The sequence below is a fragment of the Spirulina subsalsa CS-330 genome (assembly GCF_028330765.1).
In the GTDB taxonomy this organism is placed as follows: Bacteria; Cyanobacteriota; Cyanobacteriia; order Cyanobacteriales; family Spirulinaceae; genus Spirulina; species Spirulina subsalsa_A.
In genome coordinates, this window is record NZ_JAQMTY010000114.1 from 1 (window position 1) to 14,979 (window position 14,979).

Below are 14,979 nucleotides of genomic sequence, written 5' to 3' on the forward strand. Positions count from 1 at the left end.
AGACGTGAATGCCAGTATAAATATTATGGCGGCAGGGCTTGCCGACCTGAATGGACAGGCGTTAAGCAGTGTTAGACCCCAATCTGGGGCGGTTGCTTGTCTGTCTACCCATCAGGAGTCCACTTAATGTGGGCAGACTGGCAATCCCCGCGCCTTTAGGCCGGGGAGGATGTCAAATTTTGTTAGGTTGCCATTGATATCGGCTGAGACTAATTTTCCCGGCGGGAGTAAATTCAATGCCTTCTTGTTCGAGCAAGTGACGCTGTAAATAGTCCGTACCGTGGCGGAGTACAGAATGGGACACTTCCCCTTTAGCATTGATCACCCGATGCCAGGGAATATCTTGTTCCGGGGTAACGCGATAGAGGGCATAGCCCACGAGTCGCGCTTGGCGGGGATAGTCTGCCAGTTCGGCAATCTGTCCATAGGTGGCGACGCGGCCGGGGGGGGATTTGGCGGGTGATGGCGTAGATGCGATCGTAGGCAGTCATAGGCAGGATTTCGTGTGGGATGGACTTCTAGCCTGTCCGATCATGAGAATCAGCCCGTCCAATGTTAAGACTGGACAGCCGGGCGATGTCCTGAGCATGGTCGAAGGGACAGCTATCCCAAATGGGCTAATGATGAGTCCTTCAAGACGCTAACGTTTGAACTGTAGATAGATTGGTATTGATTGAAACCAAGACTCCGTTATGGTCACTTAAACGTTTACCCTCCAACGTTCCTTCCCAAGCATCAACCTGAATGAGATTTGTGGCAAGAGCAGAAGTCATACAGACATGATCGATATTGTGACGGGTTAGCTTACCGTTAGCCACGAAATCTTCTTCTGTCACACATAACAGATCCGCATCTTGCAGCGCCATCGATAGCAAGTTCCGTACTTCGTGACTGCCGTATGTGCCGACACCATCGCGGTGTTGATTGTAGTCACCGGCTGCAATTAGGTGATGGTGGGGAAATTGCGATCGCAACCGTAACCAGTCTTCACGATGCCAAGCGATCGCCCGTTTATGCTCAACCCACTGGGCTGATTGACCCGTTGCTCCTTTGTATCCGTGGTACGGGATGATCGACCCATGCACGAGCAGCGGGCCAATCTTAGACATGAGTTCCACACAAACCGCTTCACGAGGATCTGCTGTTGGCACAGTACCCAGTTGCTCAAATTCGGAAGCACGGAACCAAATCGCAGCAACAGCTTCCCCCTCACGCGGCTTTCGGGGGGAGGGTTGTGTATAAACGCCCAGATACTCAGGACTCAAATTGATCGCTCGATGAGTTTCCGTCAGAATGATGATGTCTGCTTGCGTTTTGAGTAGGTGCTGAATTCGAGATGCATTTTTAGGGCTTCGAGGTCTGGGCCGCTCAAGGTTCCAATTCGCAATTTTCATCAGCAGGAGGGGGTCTTGTGGGATGGGCTTCCCTTCGACAAACTCAGGGCATCGCCAGCCCGTCCGAGCGCGAGAATCAGCCCATCCAATTTTAAGACCGGACAGCCGGAACGGCTATCCCACAAGACATCACCGGATAGGATCACGCTAAAACTGACCGCTCAAGGCATTGACGCAGCGATCGCAGATCGTCGGATCATCAGCCGCATTGCCCACCGTGGGGGAATAGTTCCAACAGCGATCGCATTTTTCCCCCGCTGCCGTCGTAATCCCCACCGTCACCGCCTCCGTGGTGCTGTGATAGTCCAGGGCGGCGATCACATCGGCACTGTCCGTGAGTTCCACCTGAGAAGCGAGGAAAAGATAACGCAGGGCATCGACGCGGATATCGCCGAGGGCATCACTGGGATTCATCGCGGCCAAGGTGTGCCGGAGGGTCGCGTCGGAGACATAAAGGAGCACTTTCGCGTCAAGGGATGCGCCGATCGCCTTGGCGCTGCGAGCCTGTTCCATCACCTTATTCACCTCATCGCGTAAGGCCCGCAGTTGCTCCCATTTCGTCGCCAAATCCGGCTGTTGCCAGGCCGAATCTGTCGTTACCCAACCAGCGGCAAACACGGATTTGGCTGGGGATGGGTAGGGGAGCGATTGCCAAATATCTTCGGCCATGTGGGAGAGGACAGGCGCGATCGCTTTTGCCAAATTCTCCAGGGCAATGGCTAAAACTGTTTGACAACTGCGGCGGCGGGGCGAATTGAGGGCGGAAATGTAGAGGCGATCTTTTGCGATATCCAGGTAAAAATTCGATAAATCCACCACACAGAAGTTTTGCACCGTTTGAAAGAATTTAAAAAATTGGTAACTTTCAAACGCCTCGGTCACGTCATTAAAGACGCGATCGATACAGTGCAACATATAGCGATCTAATTCGGGTAAATCCTCATAAGCTACGGCATCCGTTTTGGGATCAAAATCGTGTAAGTTACCAAGTAAAAAACGCGCCGTGTTGCGGATTTTGCGGTACACATCTGAAAGTTGTTTGAGAATGGTTTTACCGATAGGCACATCAGAGGAATAATCCACCGACGACACCCACAACCGCAACACATCCGCACCGTAGGGCGGCTCCTGTTGTTGGTTTTTACCGCCATTAATGATCAACATCGGATCGACCACATTACCGAGGGATTTACTCATTTTTCGCCCTTTTTCATCGAGGGCGAACCCGTGGGTTAAAACGGTTTTATAGGGGGCGATGCCGTTGGTGGCGACGCTGGTTAAGAGGCTGGATTGGAACCAGCCGCGATGTTGATCGGAACCTTCAAGATAGAGATCCACCGGATAGGTTAATTCTTCGCGGCGATCGGCCACGGCGGCCCAGGAGGAGCCGGAATCAAACCAGACATCCATCGTGTCCGTGCCTTTGCGGTAGGTTTTGCCGTTGTCGCGGTAGCTGGGGGGTAACAGTTCCGCGACTGACAATTCCCACCAGGCATCAGAACCGCGCTCGGCGATGATGCCTTGGACATGGGCGATCGTCTCCTCGGTGAGCAGGGGTTCGTTGGTGGCTTCATCGTAGAAAACGGGGATCGGTACGCCCCAACTACGCTGGCGGGAAATGCACCAATCGGCGCGATCGCTCACCATCGGCGTGATCCGATTTTGACCCTGGGCGGGAATCCATTGCACCGATGAGATCGCTTTCAATGCTTCATCCCGGAACCCTTCCACGGAAGCAAACCACTGCTCCGTTGCCCGGAAAATCGTCGGTTTTTTCGTGCGCCAATCGTAGGGATATTTATGGACATAGTCCTCCGCGAGGATCAAGGATTGCGCCGCTGTTAAGGCTGCGATGATCGCGCCGTTGGCATCCTTGAGCACGTTCAACCCCTCAAAGGGCCCCGCTTCGGCCGTTAACACACCATCCGCATCCACCGGGGACAAAATCGGCAACCCGTATTTTTGCCCGGTGATGAAATCCTCCTGACCATGGCCGGGGGCGGTATGCACCAACCCCGTCCCGGATTCGGTGGTAATGTAGTCGCCGCCGATGACGATGGGACTGGTGCGATCGTAGAGGGGATGGCGATAGGTGCAATGCTCTAGGGCTGCGCCTGCGATCGTGGTTTTGACCGTTAAGGGGGTGGCAAATTTCGCCGCCAAGGTTTCCACCAAGTCCGCCGCCACGAGCCAATAGCGATGGCCCGATAGCGGTTGCTCTACTTCTACCACCGCATAGGTGAGGGCACTATTCACCGCCACGGCCAAATTTCCCGGAATTGTCCAGGGGGTTGTTGTCCAGATCGCCACACCCAAATCCGGCAGAAATTCGCCCAAGGCCTCGGCAGTGGGGGCGAGGTGCGTGATCGTGAAGGCGGCGTAAATGCTGCGGGAGGTGTGGCCTTCGGGGTATTCGAGTTCAGCTTCAGCGAGGGCGGTTTTAGAACTAGGACTCCAATGGACGGCTTTTAAACCCCGGTAGATGTAGCCATTGAGGGCCATTTTGCCGAATACGCCAATCTGGGCGGCTTCGTATTCGGGCTTGAGGGTGAGATAGGGATTTTCCCAATCGCCCCAAACGCCGAAGCGTTTAAAGCCGGTGCGTTGGTCTTCCATGGTGGCGATCGCAAAGTCCCGCGCCTTGTAGCGCAGGGCCAAGGGCGTGAGGGTTTTGCGTTCTTCGCGGTCAATGGTTTGAATAACTTTTAATTCAATGGGCAAGCCGTGGCAGTCCCAGCCCGGCACATAGCGGACTTTGTAGCCCTGGAGCAACTTATATTTATTAATAATGTCTTTGAGAATTTTATTTAAGGCGTGGCCCATGTGCAGCGCCCCGTTGGCGTAAGGTGGGCCGTCGTGGAGAATGAAGCGATCGCGGGGATTCTCCGCCGCCAAGGTTTCGTAAATGCGTTCATCGTGCCAAAACTGTTGCAATTCGGGTTCCCGCTTCACTGCATTGGCCCGCATATTGAAGTCAGTTTTCGGAAGGTTGATCGTGTCTTTGTAGCTCTTCGGTTCGGTCATGGGATGGGAACAATCCGCTCGGTGCGTTTCAGTATCCCTATATTTTAAAGGCCGGGATGAACTCTCTGGACGTTCACTGCGAGTAATTCTGACCCCTCACCCAACCCTCTCCCGTGGGAGAGGACTTTTAGACTCCCTTCTCCCGTGGGAGAAGGGCCGGGGATGAGGGCTTAGCGGCCGCCTTTGGGTTGGTTTTTCGCTTGTTCGAGGGCGATCGCTTTCATATTTTCTAATTCGTTGCGATTGGCCGCCCCTTCGATCGCCTTCACCGCCAAGTCTTGCACCTGTTTCTGGGCCGCGACTAACTGAGCCGTCAGGGCTTGAATCCGTTCGGTTTGGGTGTGGATCGTCGTCTCCAATGTGCCAATGCGCAGGGTGTAGTTGCGTCGCTCCCCTTCGATTTCTTTTTGGCGTAGATCAGCCCGCACCTTCGCGTTATACGTGCCAATCTTCCGGCCATTTTCCTGGCCGTTTTTCTTGCTTTTCTCCAGTTCAGCAGGGAAAGCCTCGACGTTTGCCTTGGCTTCGGCGTGGGCGCGTTCTTGGTCGGCGATCGCTTTCTCCCGCTCCTCCCAGGTTTTTTGCTGGGCTTGGAGGGCTTCAGTTAACGCCAGTTCCCGCGCTTGGCAAGCCTGTTGATAGGTTTCAATATCTAAGGTGCGTTCGAGTTGGAGGGCGTAGCGATATTCTTGCTGATCGCGATCGCGGGTTTTGCGGGCGGTTTCATTGCGATCTTTGAGCTGGCGTTGATGCTCCTCCTGTTCCTTTTGCCACGCCTGACAGAGAGCCGCAAATTCTTGCTCAAGGGTTTCTTGGCGATCGCGAAATTCCGCCGCTAGGGTTTTTTCTTGTTCGTCGTAGGTGGTCAATAATGTTGCTAAGGTTGTGTCATCCACATCAGTTAAATCGTGCAAGGTGGCCAGTTGCGATCGCCGCTCAGTAATATCATCCTGCAACATTGCCAACTGATTCGCCTCATTCAGCAATTGCTCCGATAAATGACTCACCGAGCGACTAAAACCCACCTGCACATCCTGCAAGTTTTTGATGGTTTTTTCAATGGTCGAAGGGGTATTCTGCACCTTGGGAGTCTGCTCCGGTGCTTTGGCCGGACTCGCCACCACGGGCGATGGGGCCTGTGCCTTCGCCGCCACCTGTTGCGATCGCTTCAACTCCGCCGCCAGCGCCGCCTGTTCCTGTTGCAATTCTTTAAACGCCGCCAAAATCTCAGCTTTCGTATTTTTCCCATTCACAGCACGAGCCATAATCATTCTCTCCAAATAATGAATATCTAGGGGCAAAAAATGCCCAGGAAGCGATCGTCAAAAAACAGGGTAATTCCTAACTAAATGCCTGGGCTGCCAAGTTCTGCGCTTGTTGATTAATGGTTTGTAACTGCGCCATCAAGTCAGCAATTTGTTCATTTTGGCGAGCGATCGTGGCTTCTAAAGATGTGAGTTGTAATTCATAGCCCTGCTGTTCCGCTGTCCATTCTTTTTCGAGTAGATCGGATTGCACTTTAGCCGTGCGTTCAGCCTCTTTAATCGCTTCAACTTTAGCCTCCTGCTCGGCAGTTTTTAAGCGTTCTTCGTAGCCGGCAATTTCCGCCTGTTGGGTGGCGAAGGTGGGCGCATTGGCGGTTAAAATCGCTTCCCGTGCGGCCCAATCTTTGCCGTTCGCCGCAGTTTGATCGGCAATATTCCGCTCCTGTTGGCGTTGACGTTCGTTAAATTCATCAAGGGCCACTTGGCGATCGCGCTCCAACTCATAGGTATAGTCCGCTTCGGCTTGGCTCCGTTCGGCCAGAATCCGGGCCTGTTGTTCCTGCTGCTGCTGCTCAAACTCCGCCGCCTCACGCTGCCATTCCTTGCGCGTCTGCACCTGTTCCGCCTGCACCTTGTCCTGCTGCTCTTGGATCTGGGTGGCCAGTTGGGTGAGTTGGGCTTGATGCCCTTGCCGCAGGAGATACAGCGCATCGGCCACCAATCGCACATTTTGCAGGTCAGCCCGCTGCGTCGTGGCAACCGCGATCGCAGTTCGGATCGTGGCGAGTTTAGCCGCTTCCGACCCCAGGCGATCCGCCAGGGCCATAATCGATGCGCCAAACTCCAGTTGTAAGGTTGCCGTGCCGTTAACGATCGCATCCGTGGTGTAGGTTGCGGCCTGGGTTAACAGGGCTTGATTATTGGCTTTTTCGGCTTCTTCCTCTTTTGTGGCCAGGGGAGAGGGAGACTGTTTTTGTTGTTGGCGGAGCGCTTGAAAGTCTTTCAGAATCTGGGCTTTATCGGTGGGAGTAGCAACGCTCATAGATTGAATTTTAAATCAACTTCTCTCTAGTCTAACCGTTCGTTGAAGATTACGTCAAGAGATTTTATACTGAAGTATAGATCACCCTTCACGACCACAACCGCCCATGATAAATAAGAAATTTGGTCACCTAATTCGCCAAACCCGCAAGATTAAAGGCTACAGTCAACGGGAACTCGCCACCTTAATCAAAATCGACTTCACCTATCTCTCGAAGCTCGAAAACAACCGCGCCGAATACGCCCCCAAAGAAGATGTGATTCGCAGCCTTGCCCAAAAACTCGACCTTGATCCCGAAGAACTGATCTTCCTCGCCGGGCGCGTTCCCCAACAACAGGAAGACCTCCTCAGCAAGCATTACAAGGATATGCCGATGCTGTTCCGCCGCATTCGCAGCAATCCGGAGTTTGCCCGTCAACTGTTCCAAGAGGCTGAAGAGTTGGAGTCTTAGAGTGGGAGTGTTAAAGACTGCGCGATGATTCGTCCGTTTCGTTTTTTGTCCAAGCATGAGATTGAATGCCGGGCCCTGGATGTCTTGACGGCGATGGGGCTAACGGTGCAGGATTTTCCCCTGGATAGCAGTGTGGTGGCGGAATTTTTGGGCTTAGATGTGGTGTGGGATGTGATTCCCGATGATGGTCGGGGGTTAATTGCGGCGCGGATTTTGCCCTTGGAGCGGTTGATTGAGATGAATGAGGCGTTGCCGTCGTTGCAGGGGGGCATGGGGGAATCGACCCTGGCCCATGAAATTGGCCATTGGGTGCTGCATTTGGATCAAGGGGCGATCGCCCGCGCCGAACGACTCGCCCAGCGGGGCCTTCACCTCAAGATCGCTCCCTTTCTCTGCCGTAATGCCACGGAAGCCGAGGGCATTGAATGGCAAGCGCAATATTTCGCCACCTGTTTGTTGATGCCGCGTTTTGTGATGGAGGCGCGATCGCACCCCCAAGACGTGCAGGATTGGCGATCGCTCTATCAATTCGCCGACGATATGGGCGTGACCATTTCCAACCTGATCCACCGTTTGAAGGATCTCGGCTGGATCACCGATGTGCCAGAATCAACCCAAACCCCTATCTTGAAACAATCATGACGAATCCTTGGCGCGGCTTTACTAATCAACCCTGGCTGGAACTGGCGAAGATTGCAGGCGTTACCCTGTTGGCGGTGATTGCGATCGAGTGGTTTATGGCCGGCTTAATCAGCCTGCAAAATACCGTCATTAACAGCTTTTTTATGGCGTTATTAAATCCGCCCCTGGGGTTCCTTGTGCCCTTCCTGGCGGTGTTTGGGATCGGTGTGTTGGGGGTCTATTTTAGTGAACGGTGGCGACAACCCCTCTACCTTAATTCGGGGACGCTCTGGGCCTTGGTGCTCTGTTTGGTGGTGGCGTTGGGGCTGAAAAGTCTGTTACCCTTGCCGATCTTTCAAATTACCCAATTGTCTCAACCGGCTTTGATCATGATTTTGCTCGGTGTGTTTGTCAAAGGCCGCCCCTATTGGTAGTCCGTCGGGGAGCAAAACTTACGGCTGGCGCGTCTCAATCCATCATCACGATTCATTCAGGGAGAACGATGGGCGTTAGACAAGTGCTAGGGGGATTGGGGATTGGCTTAATGCTGCTCGGTGGGTTGGGGGCGGCTCCGGCTGAAGCGACCTCAGATTGTCAGCGGATTCGAGAAATTCGGGCGATCGCAATCCTCATCGGCCGCGACAGCTATGAATTAGCCCGCTTGGAATCGGAAGCCTGTGGCCGGGGGCGGGTCTATCGGCGAGAACGGCGCGATCGCCTCTCCGATGAATGCGTCGAACTCAGCACCATCGCCCAACTCGCCCAAGCCGCCGAAGGCCGCAGCGCCCTCACCAATGCCGTCAATGGTGAACGCCAAGTAGCCTGCTTTTTCCCCACCCAAACCCGGCGCGGCTTCTGGCGTTACGCCAATGGCCAACTCGTGCAGCAAGGCTCAATCTGGTACTATCCCAACGGTCAACAGGCGAAATTCGGCCAACAATGGTATTACCCCGACGGCCAACCGGCTAAATTCGGCTCAACGTGGAACTATCCCAACGGCGCAAGGGCCGTCTGGAGCAATCAATGGTACAGCCCCAACCAAACCCGCACAGACTTGCGATCGCTCCTCAGTGCCGCCTGTAGCCGCGTTTCTAACGATACCTGCGAAACGGCCCTCGAAGCGATCGCCACCCACCCCGAACCCCTCGCCCAAGTCACCGCCCTCAGCCTGATCTGGCAAACCGTTCGTTAGTGTGATGGTACGTTTTGATCAATACGCATTCAGCTTGACTGTGAGAAGTCAGCGATCGCAGCCCCCTGCCTCATGAACGGTCGCTAATTGGGTGCTTTCTCCCAACCATTCGCGATCGCTTCTGATTCCGAGCAAAACCATCGCTCTCCCTTGACGGGATCAATAACAGTGGTCTCGTAATCTTCCATTCCTGGGAGGTGATACAAACGTTTTTCGGTATTGATTGAAATATTGCCTTTAATCACACAATCCGTTTGTGGAATCGGTTCTGGTTGAGGAATCGGTACGGATTGCGGCACGGATGAAACGGGAGAGAGGGAACGGCCACGATTAAACTGCACAACCATCAACACAAGCGCAGCTAGAATTCCGATACCCATTGCCATACCAACACCAACACGTTTACCGTTTTTTCGTTGAGTCGGCAATGGTTGAGGGGCAGCCCCTTGAATTGATGCTCTGGTAGCACGTACCTTTCCATCAGCTTCAGTCGCTGACTCATATAAAATCGTATCTCCAGGCTTTGGACGGCGGCTGGCTCTTTTCATCACCGTAATATGTAAGAAAACTTCGTTCCCGCCGTTATCTGGCTTAATGAAACCAAAGCCTCGATCATCCTTCCACGTTTTTAGTTTTCCTTTTTTGAGCACAGGTTTCATACAATACCCCTTCCTTGACGTAACCTCACCATATAGACCGATTTTCTCATCGAATCACCCCACAGGGTTATCATTCTCGACTCGTACCCAAGAGAAAACCCAGCGTTGCGGCTGGGTTGGTAGAACGTGAATTGTAGAGAAACAGAGACAAGGTTTAGGCGATGCTGACGCGACCTCGGTGAACGGAACGGAGAATGCGGTCAATGGCGCGGCGTTCGTCGTCTTCAATGGTGTCGTCGAGGATGGCAGCGAGGAGACCGTAGCGATCGCTCTTCGTGAGGGTTTTGGTTTCAGCCGCGTCAGCGAGGATAGCGGAGATGGAGCCGGGGAGGAGTTGAAGTTGGGGCATGGGTCTGTGGGGGTGTCTCTCTACAGTTATTAGTATCCCGTTTTTGCCGGGGTGCTGCGGTGATAGGGTCACACCCCTCGTTGTGAACCTGCATACCGTCGGGACTGATGGCGGTAACAGGGGAAGAGCGATCGCATCCCCGGAACGCCGTGATCTGGATCACACCATCACCCTATTTCAGGTCGAGTAATCCCTGTTCTTTTAACTTCGGATTAAAGCGAATTTCCATCGTCACCCCCCGCTGTGCCAACTGTTGGAGAATATCAGCCTCCAGCCGCCGCGCCACGTTTTTGAGGAGTTTGATTTGATCGCGCTCTTCCTGTTTGGTGAACTTTTCCTGCTCGGCGGCGGTCATGGTCACCTTGGCATCAATGGGATCATGCCAGCGTTCTGAGTCGGAACCATTGCCGGGCGGCAGCGTACCATTTTCCGTAATCCAAGCTTGGCGAATATCTTCCAAAATGGTGCGACTCGGACGGCTGATCATAAACCCTTTGAGCCAGTGGCATTGTTCCGGACAGCGGACGAGATGCTGACGGAGGCTCAGGTAAATATCGCGGGAATAGTCCACCAGTTGCAAGACATTCTCCGCATCAAAAATGGCGTAGACACCGATTTTGTGTTGCCATTCGTTGGCAATTTCGCCCCCTTCCAGGTAGGGCATATAGTCAAGGCTGGCAAGGGTTGGAATTTCTGAAGTCATGGGCACGGAAAGGGTAACGTGATGATTTTGACACAATGCTTTGCATTCTAGGCCTGTCCATGGCTTGATATCGTGTTGAGATGTGAAATTTTACCCCACCGAAGGAATCTGCCTGTGAACCCTGCTGTTCTGTCTCCAGATGCTCGAACTGTGAAGCCGTTGCCCCCTTGGGTGTTTCATCTGGCTGTGCCGCTGGGGTTTGGCGCGATCGCGCTGCTCCTGATGCCGATGGCGACGGTGTTTCAGTTCGATTTTGATGAAGGCATGTCCTTGGTTAATGCTCTGCTGTATAACCAAGGCTATCCCTTGGCGGCGATTTGGAGCGATCAACCGCCGTTGTTAACGGTGACGTTGGCGGCGTGGCTCCGGGTTTGGGGGGATTCAATTGTGGCGGCGCGATCGCTCATTCTCGGTTTTTCGATCGTGTTGGTGTGGGCCTTCGCGCAGGTGTTGCGGCGGGCGGTGGGCGATCGCTTTGCCCTGCTGGGGACGGGGTTGTTAATTCTGACGGCGAATTTTCTGCGCTTGAGCGTGTCGGTGATGATTGGGATGCCATCCCTGGCCTGTTTAATGGTGTCGTTATACGGGATCATTCGCTATCACGAATCGCGATGCTGGTACTGGGTGGTATGCTCTGGCATCGTAGCGGGCCTATCCTTGCAATACAAAATGTTTACCATTCTGCTCTTGCCCCTGTGGGGGTTATACCTATGGGGTGGCGGGGCTGAATTATCTGGGCAAGCGTGGCGGGATCGACACCGCTGGGGATGGCTGTTGCTCTGGGGGGGTTGTCTTGGCCTAACGTTTTTAGGATTGGAAGAACTGTGGGGACTGTCGTTGGATGATACCTTTTTGTTTCATATCCAAGGAGACTTAAAACGCGCCTTTGTCCAGGAACATAGCCTCTGGGATGTGTTTCTGTTCTATGCCCAGGAATTAGATAACGTCGGTTTAGCCTGTTTTGGCATCATGGCGCAGGTGGGGCGATCGCGCCGCCAACCGGCCCAACTCAACACCCTACCGCTCCTCTGGCTGCTGTGGGTGACGGTGTTTTTAATCAACCACAAACCGATTTGGTATCACCACGCCCTTCTGATCGCCCTGCCATTGGTGTGGCTTGCCACCCTCGGCCTCAAAATTTGCTGGACAACTCTGCATCAGCGGGCCCAGGGTTGGCGGCAGGTGTCCTGGCCCTGGGTGGCGATCGCCTTTGTCCTCTTCGCCATTCCCGTTAAACTGACCGTCTTACACCTCAACAATCACAACCTGCTCCAACGGGGCGAAGCCTATCGAGGTGCGATCGCGCAACTCCAAGCCGAACAACCCGCCCCCGATGCCTGGTTTTTCACCGACATCCCCATCTACAGCTTCTACACCCACCGCAACATCCCCCCCGAAATCGCCACCCTCTCCCGCAAACGCATCGCCGCCCAAGACTTCACCGCCGCCCAACTCCGCGACCTGATCGAAACCTACGACCTGCAACAATTCCTGATCGGCCGCTTCCCCATCGTCGAAGATTTTCTCCGCCAACTGTATCCCGATCGCCTCGAAACCACCGACTATCCCACCGTTCGGTATTATCACTTGCAGCGCGACCCGTAGGGGCATGGTTCCCATGCCCTCTGAGTGACTCGTGAAGGGTTTGGAGACCAAACCCCGACGCGAGAGGAATGATGAATCACGTAGGGGCATGGTTCCCATGCCCTCTGAGTGACTCGTGAAGGGTTTGGAGACCAAACCCCTACGCAATGCCCCAGCCTGGGGATTAGGTCAGGGCCACCAGGTCTTTGCGAATCGATTTGTCGCTTTCGTTCATCGGAGCCGAGAGCGCCTCTTCTAACTCGCTCCGTCCTAAACGCTGTTCCAGAATCGCCATCACCTCACGCCCAAAATCATTGGGGTTCTGTTGCCAGGCTTGCAGGCAGACTTCCCCGAAAAACGAGCCGAGGGGTTCCGGGTTCCAGAGCAGTTTTCGCGCCGTCCAGGGCATCATGCTCATCGGGTCGTAATCGCGGTTAATAATGCCTTGGTTGAGGGCGTAGCCTTCAAGGTGGGTATGGGGTTGGAGGCCGATGAAGAAAATCGCCGGCTCCACTTTGTCGGCTCCGAAAATGGTTTCGAGTTCGCGATGGTAAGCGATCGTTTGGCGGATCGTGTCGAAGGTTTCATCGATGACGTTAAACGAGTAATTCACCGAAACCACGTCTTGGAATCCGGCGGTCTTGAGGTCGCGACAGTTTTGCAGCACCGTGCGGAGGTTATAGCCCATGCGCATTTTTCGCACCAATTCCTGAGAGCCGCTCGTGATGCCGATTTCAAAATAGTTCATCCCGGTTTGTACCATCAGGTCGCAGAGTTCCGGGGTGAGGTTATCGGCGCGGATGTAGGCCGCCCAATGAATATCGGTCATGCCGGAGGCGACGATTTTTTGCAGGAGTTCAACAGCATCGTCGATGTAGCGGCGGGCGGGGATGAATTGGGCATCGGTAAACCAGAAATTGCGGATGCCGCGTTGATAAAGCTGTTGCATTTCGGCCACCACTTCATCAGCGGGGTTGATCCGTACCTGTTTGCCTTCGACGACGGTATAGACGCAGTAACAGCAGTTATGGGGACAGCCGCGCTTGGTTTGCACGCCAATATAGAAGTCATCGGCTTGGAAATAATATTCAAATTCGGGCCAGATGGTGGCGATGTAGTCGTAGTGGCAGGCAGTTTTTTCGAGGGGGGTGGGGGCTTCGTGGATCATGCGATCGCGCGGTTCCGTTTCCCCCGCGATGTAGCACCGTTCCCCGGCAATAGAATCCCCCCGCAGCAGTTTTTCTAAGAGGGTTTCCCCTTCCCCGACGGAAATGATCGTACCGTTCGGTAAACGATGCTGCATCTGTTCATAAAAGACACTGACCGCACCACCACCCACGACGGTACGAATCTTGGCGTTATAGCGTTGGGCCCGTGCCATTCCCCGTTTAATCAAACGATTGTTGCGCCAGAGTTCGCCGTAATAGGCCAAGGTCACTTTTAAGCCGCCCATCGCCCCCCGCAGCCGCAGCAGCGGATTTTTCGCATAGTAAAATTCAAAGGCAGTTTGCAGCGGATTGCCGCCACGTCCGCCGACGGGGGCGTAGATTTGGATATCCCGCCAGGAAAAAACTAAGAGGGTGGGCTTAAAGTCATCAATGACGGCATCGAGGGATTGATTGAACTCCAGCGGGGGAACCGTGCCGAGGTCAAAGATACGCTGCTCAATGTCCGGAAAACATTTATGAATGTGATCGGCCAAATACACTACACCAATGGGAAAAATGGGGTTACAGGGTAGGCGAACGTAGAGAATTTTTTCAGTGGGGTTGAGCGCAGCAGAGTGGGACATAGTAGGGGTGTGAGTTGAGTCCATGGGGGAAAGCATCCTGAGGGTGAATCTGGATCTTTGCTGAATGGGAGAGGGCGATCGCTGAGAATCTTTTACATAACTTAATTTAACGGGTTCGCCCCATCTCTTACAACCTCGCACCAAATCGCCGAATTCCGTAGTGCCACGCTTGACAGGGGTTCGACGCTATGGGTGAATGGACGTAGGGCATTTCTGGCCGTGAAACACTCCGTAACATACATGACTAGACTCGTTGACCTGACGGTCGTGGTGGGTTCTGCTTGTTTTTTTATTGGTAGTCGTGTTTACAACAACTCTTCAACTGAGAGTGTTAACGTAGAAATGTTAATGAATAGTAAATCTCTATATAGAGGGCCTGAATCGTTATGGCTCAGATTTTTGATCCTGTACCTAGTAGTGTTGATGATTCGACACTCTGTTGTTACGTCAACGCCACCAGCCAAATTCAAATTGCTCGGATTACCAATATTGAAAATTGGTACTTTGAGCGGGTTGTCTTTCCCGGTCAAAGGCTTGTTTTTGAAGCATTGCCTGACGCACTTTTAGAAATACACACCGGCATGATGGCAAGTGCCATTTTGTCAGACACGATCCCCTGCCATAAATTGCGGGTTCACGCGGAAGAAGGTGTGGACGCTCCTCCAGCCCCCAATCTTGAAGCGGAACAAGCGGATCAACGTTCTGACCATGGTAGCCATAGCAACGAAGAACCCCTAACGGTTTAACATTGCTGCTGGTCTCTTGACATACTCCCCCACTAAACCCTACGGGCTATAGTGGGGGATTCTGAACAGCCAGTTACCTGACCATTTATCCACTCAAACAACGAGAGTTGCAGAGGGTTGCTAGGCTCAACGACTAACGTCATTGATTTATCCTGAT

The 14,979-nt window shown here is 53.6% G+C and carries 15 protein-coding genes; 6 read left to right on the plus strand and 9 right to left on the minus strand.

Annotated elements, in window-relative coordinates; genetic code table 11:
• Positions 1-172: 172 nt before the first annotated feature.
• The 5 genes from PN477_RS07665 to PN477_RS07685 all read right to left on the minus strand — a co-directional run bounded on the left by PN477_RS07665 (position 173) and on the right by PN477_RS07685 (position 6,725).
• Positions 173-487: an MGMT family protein gene (locus tag PN477_RS07665; RefSeq protein ID WP_334310539.1), complete on the minus strand. Its 315-nt coding sequence runs from the start codon at positions 485-487 to the stop codon at positions 173-175.
• 145 nt (positions 488-632) lie between these two features.
• Positions 633-1,394 (minus strand): endonuclease/exonuclease/phosphatase family protein, encoded by a 762-nt coding sequence (locus PN477_RS20745; protein ID WP_334310538.1) that lies wholly within the window; start codon positions 1,392-1,394, stop codon positions 633-635.
• A 147-nt stretch (positions 1,395-1,541) separates the two neighbouring features.
• Positions 1,542-4,418, minus strand: a complete 2,877-nt coding sequence (gene ileS, locus PN477_RS07675; protein WP_272117793.1) for an isoleucine--tRNA ligase — start codon at positions 4,416-4,418, stop codon at positions 1,542-1,544.
• Positions 4,419-4,588: 170 nt separating this feature from the next.
• Complete coding sequence (locus PN477_RS07680) at positions 4,589-5,683, minus strand: coiled-coil domain-containing protein (protein ID WP_272117794.1); 1,095 nt, start codon at positions 5,681-5,683, stop codon at positions 4,589-4,591.
• A 76-nt stretch (positions 5,684-5,759) separates the two neighbouring features.
• Positions 5,760-6,725, minus strand: coding sequence for a coiled-coil domain-containing protein (locus tag PN477_RS07685; RefSeq protein ID WP_272117796.1), 966 nt, complete (start codon positions 6,723-6,725; stop codon positions 5,760-5,762).
• Positions 6,726-6,831: 106 nt separating this feature from the next.
• On the opposite strand from PN477_RS07685, the gene PN477_RS07690 reads away from it, so the two are divergent.
• From PN477_RS07690 to PN477_RS07705, 4 genes are all read left to right on the plus strand, one after another.
• A complete protein-coding gene (locus PN477_RS07690; protein ID WP_272117798.1) occupies positions 6,832-7,176 on the plus strand; it encodes a helix-turn-helix domain-containing protein in 345 nt (114 codons plus the stop codon).
• Between the two features lie 24 nt (positions 7,177-7,200).
• A complete protein-coding gene (locus tag PN477_RS07695; RefSeq protein ID WP_272117800.1) occupies positions 7,201-7,818 on the plus strand; it encodes an ImmA/IrrE family metallo-endopeptidase in 618 nt (205 codons plus the stop codon).
• On the plus strand, positions 7,815-8,231 hold the full coding sequence (locus tag PN477_RS07700; protein ID WP_072621778.1) for a hypothetical protein: 417 nt from the start codon (positions 7,815-7,817) through the stop codon (positions 8,229-8,231). Before PN477_RS07695 ends, PN477_RS07700 begins: the two co-directional genes overlap by 4 nt.
• 68 nt (positions 8,232-8,299) lie before the next feature.
• Positions 8,300-8,989, plus strand: coding sequence for a toxin-antitoxin system YwqK family antitoxin (locus tag PN477_RS07705; protein WP_272117803.1), 690 nt, complete (start codon positions 8,300-8,302; stop codon positions 8,987-8,989).
• A gap of 83 nt (positions 8,990-9,072) precedes the next feature.
• On the opposite strand, the gene PN477_RS07710 is transcribed toward PN477_RS07705, so the two are convergent.
• From PN477_RS07710 to PN477_RS07720, 3 genes are all read right to left on the minus strand, one after another.
• Positions 9,073-9,648 (minus strand): cold-shock protein, encoded by a 576-nt coding sequence (locus PN477_RS07710; RefSeq protein WP_272117805.1) that lies wholly within the window; start codon positions 9,646-9,648, stop codon positions 9,073-9,075.
• A 154-nt stretch (positions 9,649-9,802) separates the two neighbouring features.
• Positions 9,803-9,997: a hypothetical protein gene (locus tag PN477_RS07715; RefSeq protein ID WP_272117807.1), complete on the minus strand. Its 195-nt coding sequence runs from the start codon at positions 9,995-9,997 to the stop codon at positions 9,803-9,805.
• A 172-nt stretch (positions 9,998-10,169) separates the two neighbouring features.
• A complete protein-coding gene (locus PN477_RS07720) occupies positions 10,170-10,700 on the minus strand; it encodes a GIY-YIG nuclease family protein (RefSeq protein ID WP_272117808.1) in 531 nt (176 codons plus the stop codon).
• A gap of 114 nt (positions 10,701-10,814) precedes the next feature.
• Here PN477_RS07720 and PN477_RS07725 point away from each other — a divergent pair, with 114 nt between their 5' ends.
• Positions 10,815-12,305, plus strand: coding sequence for an ArnT family glycosyltransferase (locus tag PN477_RS07725; protein WP_272117810.1), 1,491 nt, complete (start codon positions 10,815-10,817; stop codon positions 12,303-12,305).
• Positions 12,306-12,468: 163 nt separating this feature from the next.
• Here the strand turns inward: PN477_RS07725 and PN477_RS07730 are convergent, their stop codons facing one another.
• Positions 12,469-14,076, minus strand: a complete 1,608-nt coding sequence (locus tag PN477_RS07730) for a photosystem II high light acclimation radical SAM protein (protein ID WP_272117812.1) — start codon at positions 14,074-14,076, stop codon at positions 12,469-12,471.
• A gap of 386 nt (positions 14,077-14,462) precedes the next feature.
• On the opposite strand from PN477_RS07730, the gene PN477_RS07735 reads away from it, so the two are divergent.
• Positions 14,463-14,822 carry a DUF1830 domain-containing protein gene (locus tag PN477_RS07735; protein ID WP_272117814.1) on the plus strand — a complete coding sequence of 120 codons (360 nt, stop codon included), beginning with the start codon at positions 14,463-14,465 and terminating at the stop codon, positions 14,820-14,822.
• The last annotated feature ends 157 nt before the right edge of the window (positions 14,823-14,979 follow it).

Bases quoted from the DNA above. Each gene is read 5' to 3' on its own strand.
- PN477_RS20745 (WP_334310538.1), bottom strand. From the start codon at position 1,394: ATGAAAATTGCGAATTGGAACCTTGAGCGGCCCAGACCTCGAAGCCCT.
- ileS (WP_272117793.1), bottom strand. From the start codon at position 4,418: ATGACCGAACCGAAGAGCTACAAAGACACGATCAACCTTCCGAAAACT.
- PN477_RS07680 (WP_272117794.1), bottom strand. From the start codon at position 5,683: ATGGCTCGTGCTGTGAATGGGAAAAATACGAAAGCTGAGATTTTGGCG.
- PN477_RS07685 (WP_272117796.1), bottom strand. From the start codon at position 6,725: ATGAGCGTTGCTACTCCCACCGATAAAGCCCAGATTCTGAAAGACTTT.
- PN477_RS07690 (WP_272117798.1), top strand. From the start codon at position 6,832: ATGATAAATAAGAAATTTGGTCACCTAATTCGCCAAACCCGCAAGATT.
- PN477_RS07695 (WP_272117800.1), top strand. From the start codon at position 7,201: ATGATTCGTCCGTTTCGTTTTTTGTCCAAGCATGAGATTGAATGCCGG.
- PN477_RS07700 (WP_072621778.1), top strand. From the start codon at position 7,815: ATGACGAATCCTTGGCGCGGCTTTACTAATCAACCCTGGCTGGAACTG.
- PN477_RS07705 (WP_272117803.1), top strand. From the start codon at position 8,300: ATGGGCGTTAGACAAGTGCTAGGGGGATTGGGGATTGGCTTAATGCTG.
- PN477_RS07710 (WP_272117805.1), bottom strand. From the start codon at position 9,648: ATGAAACCTGTGCTCAAAAAAGGAAAACTAAAAACGTGGAAGGATGAT.
- PN477_RS07715 (WP_272117807.1), bottom strand. From the start codon at position 9,997: ATGCCCCAACTTCAACTCCTCCCCGGCTCCATCTCCGCTATCCTCGCT.
- PN477_RS07720 (WP_272117808.1), bottom strand. From the start codon at position 10,700: ATGACTTCAGAAATTCCAACCCTTGCCAGCCTTGACTATATGCCCTAC.
- PN477_RS07730 (WP_272117812.1), bottom strand. From the start codon at position 14,076: ATGTCCCACTCTGCTGCGCTCAACCCCACTGAAAAAATTCTCTACGTT.
- PN477_RS07735 (WP_272117814.1), top strand. From the start codon at position 14,463: ATGGCTCAGATTTTTGATCCTGTACCTAGTAGTGTTGATGATTCGACA.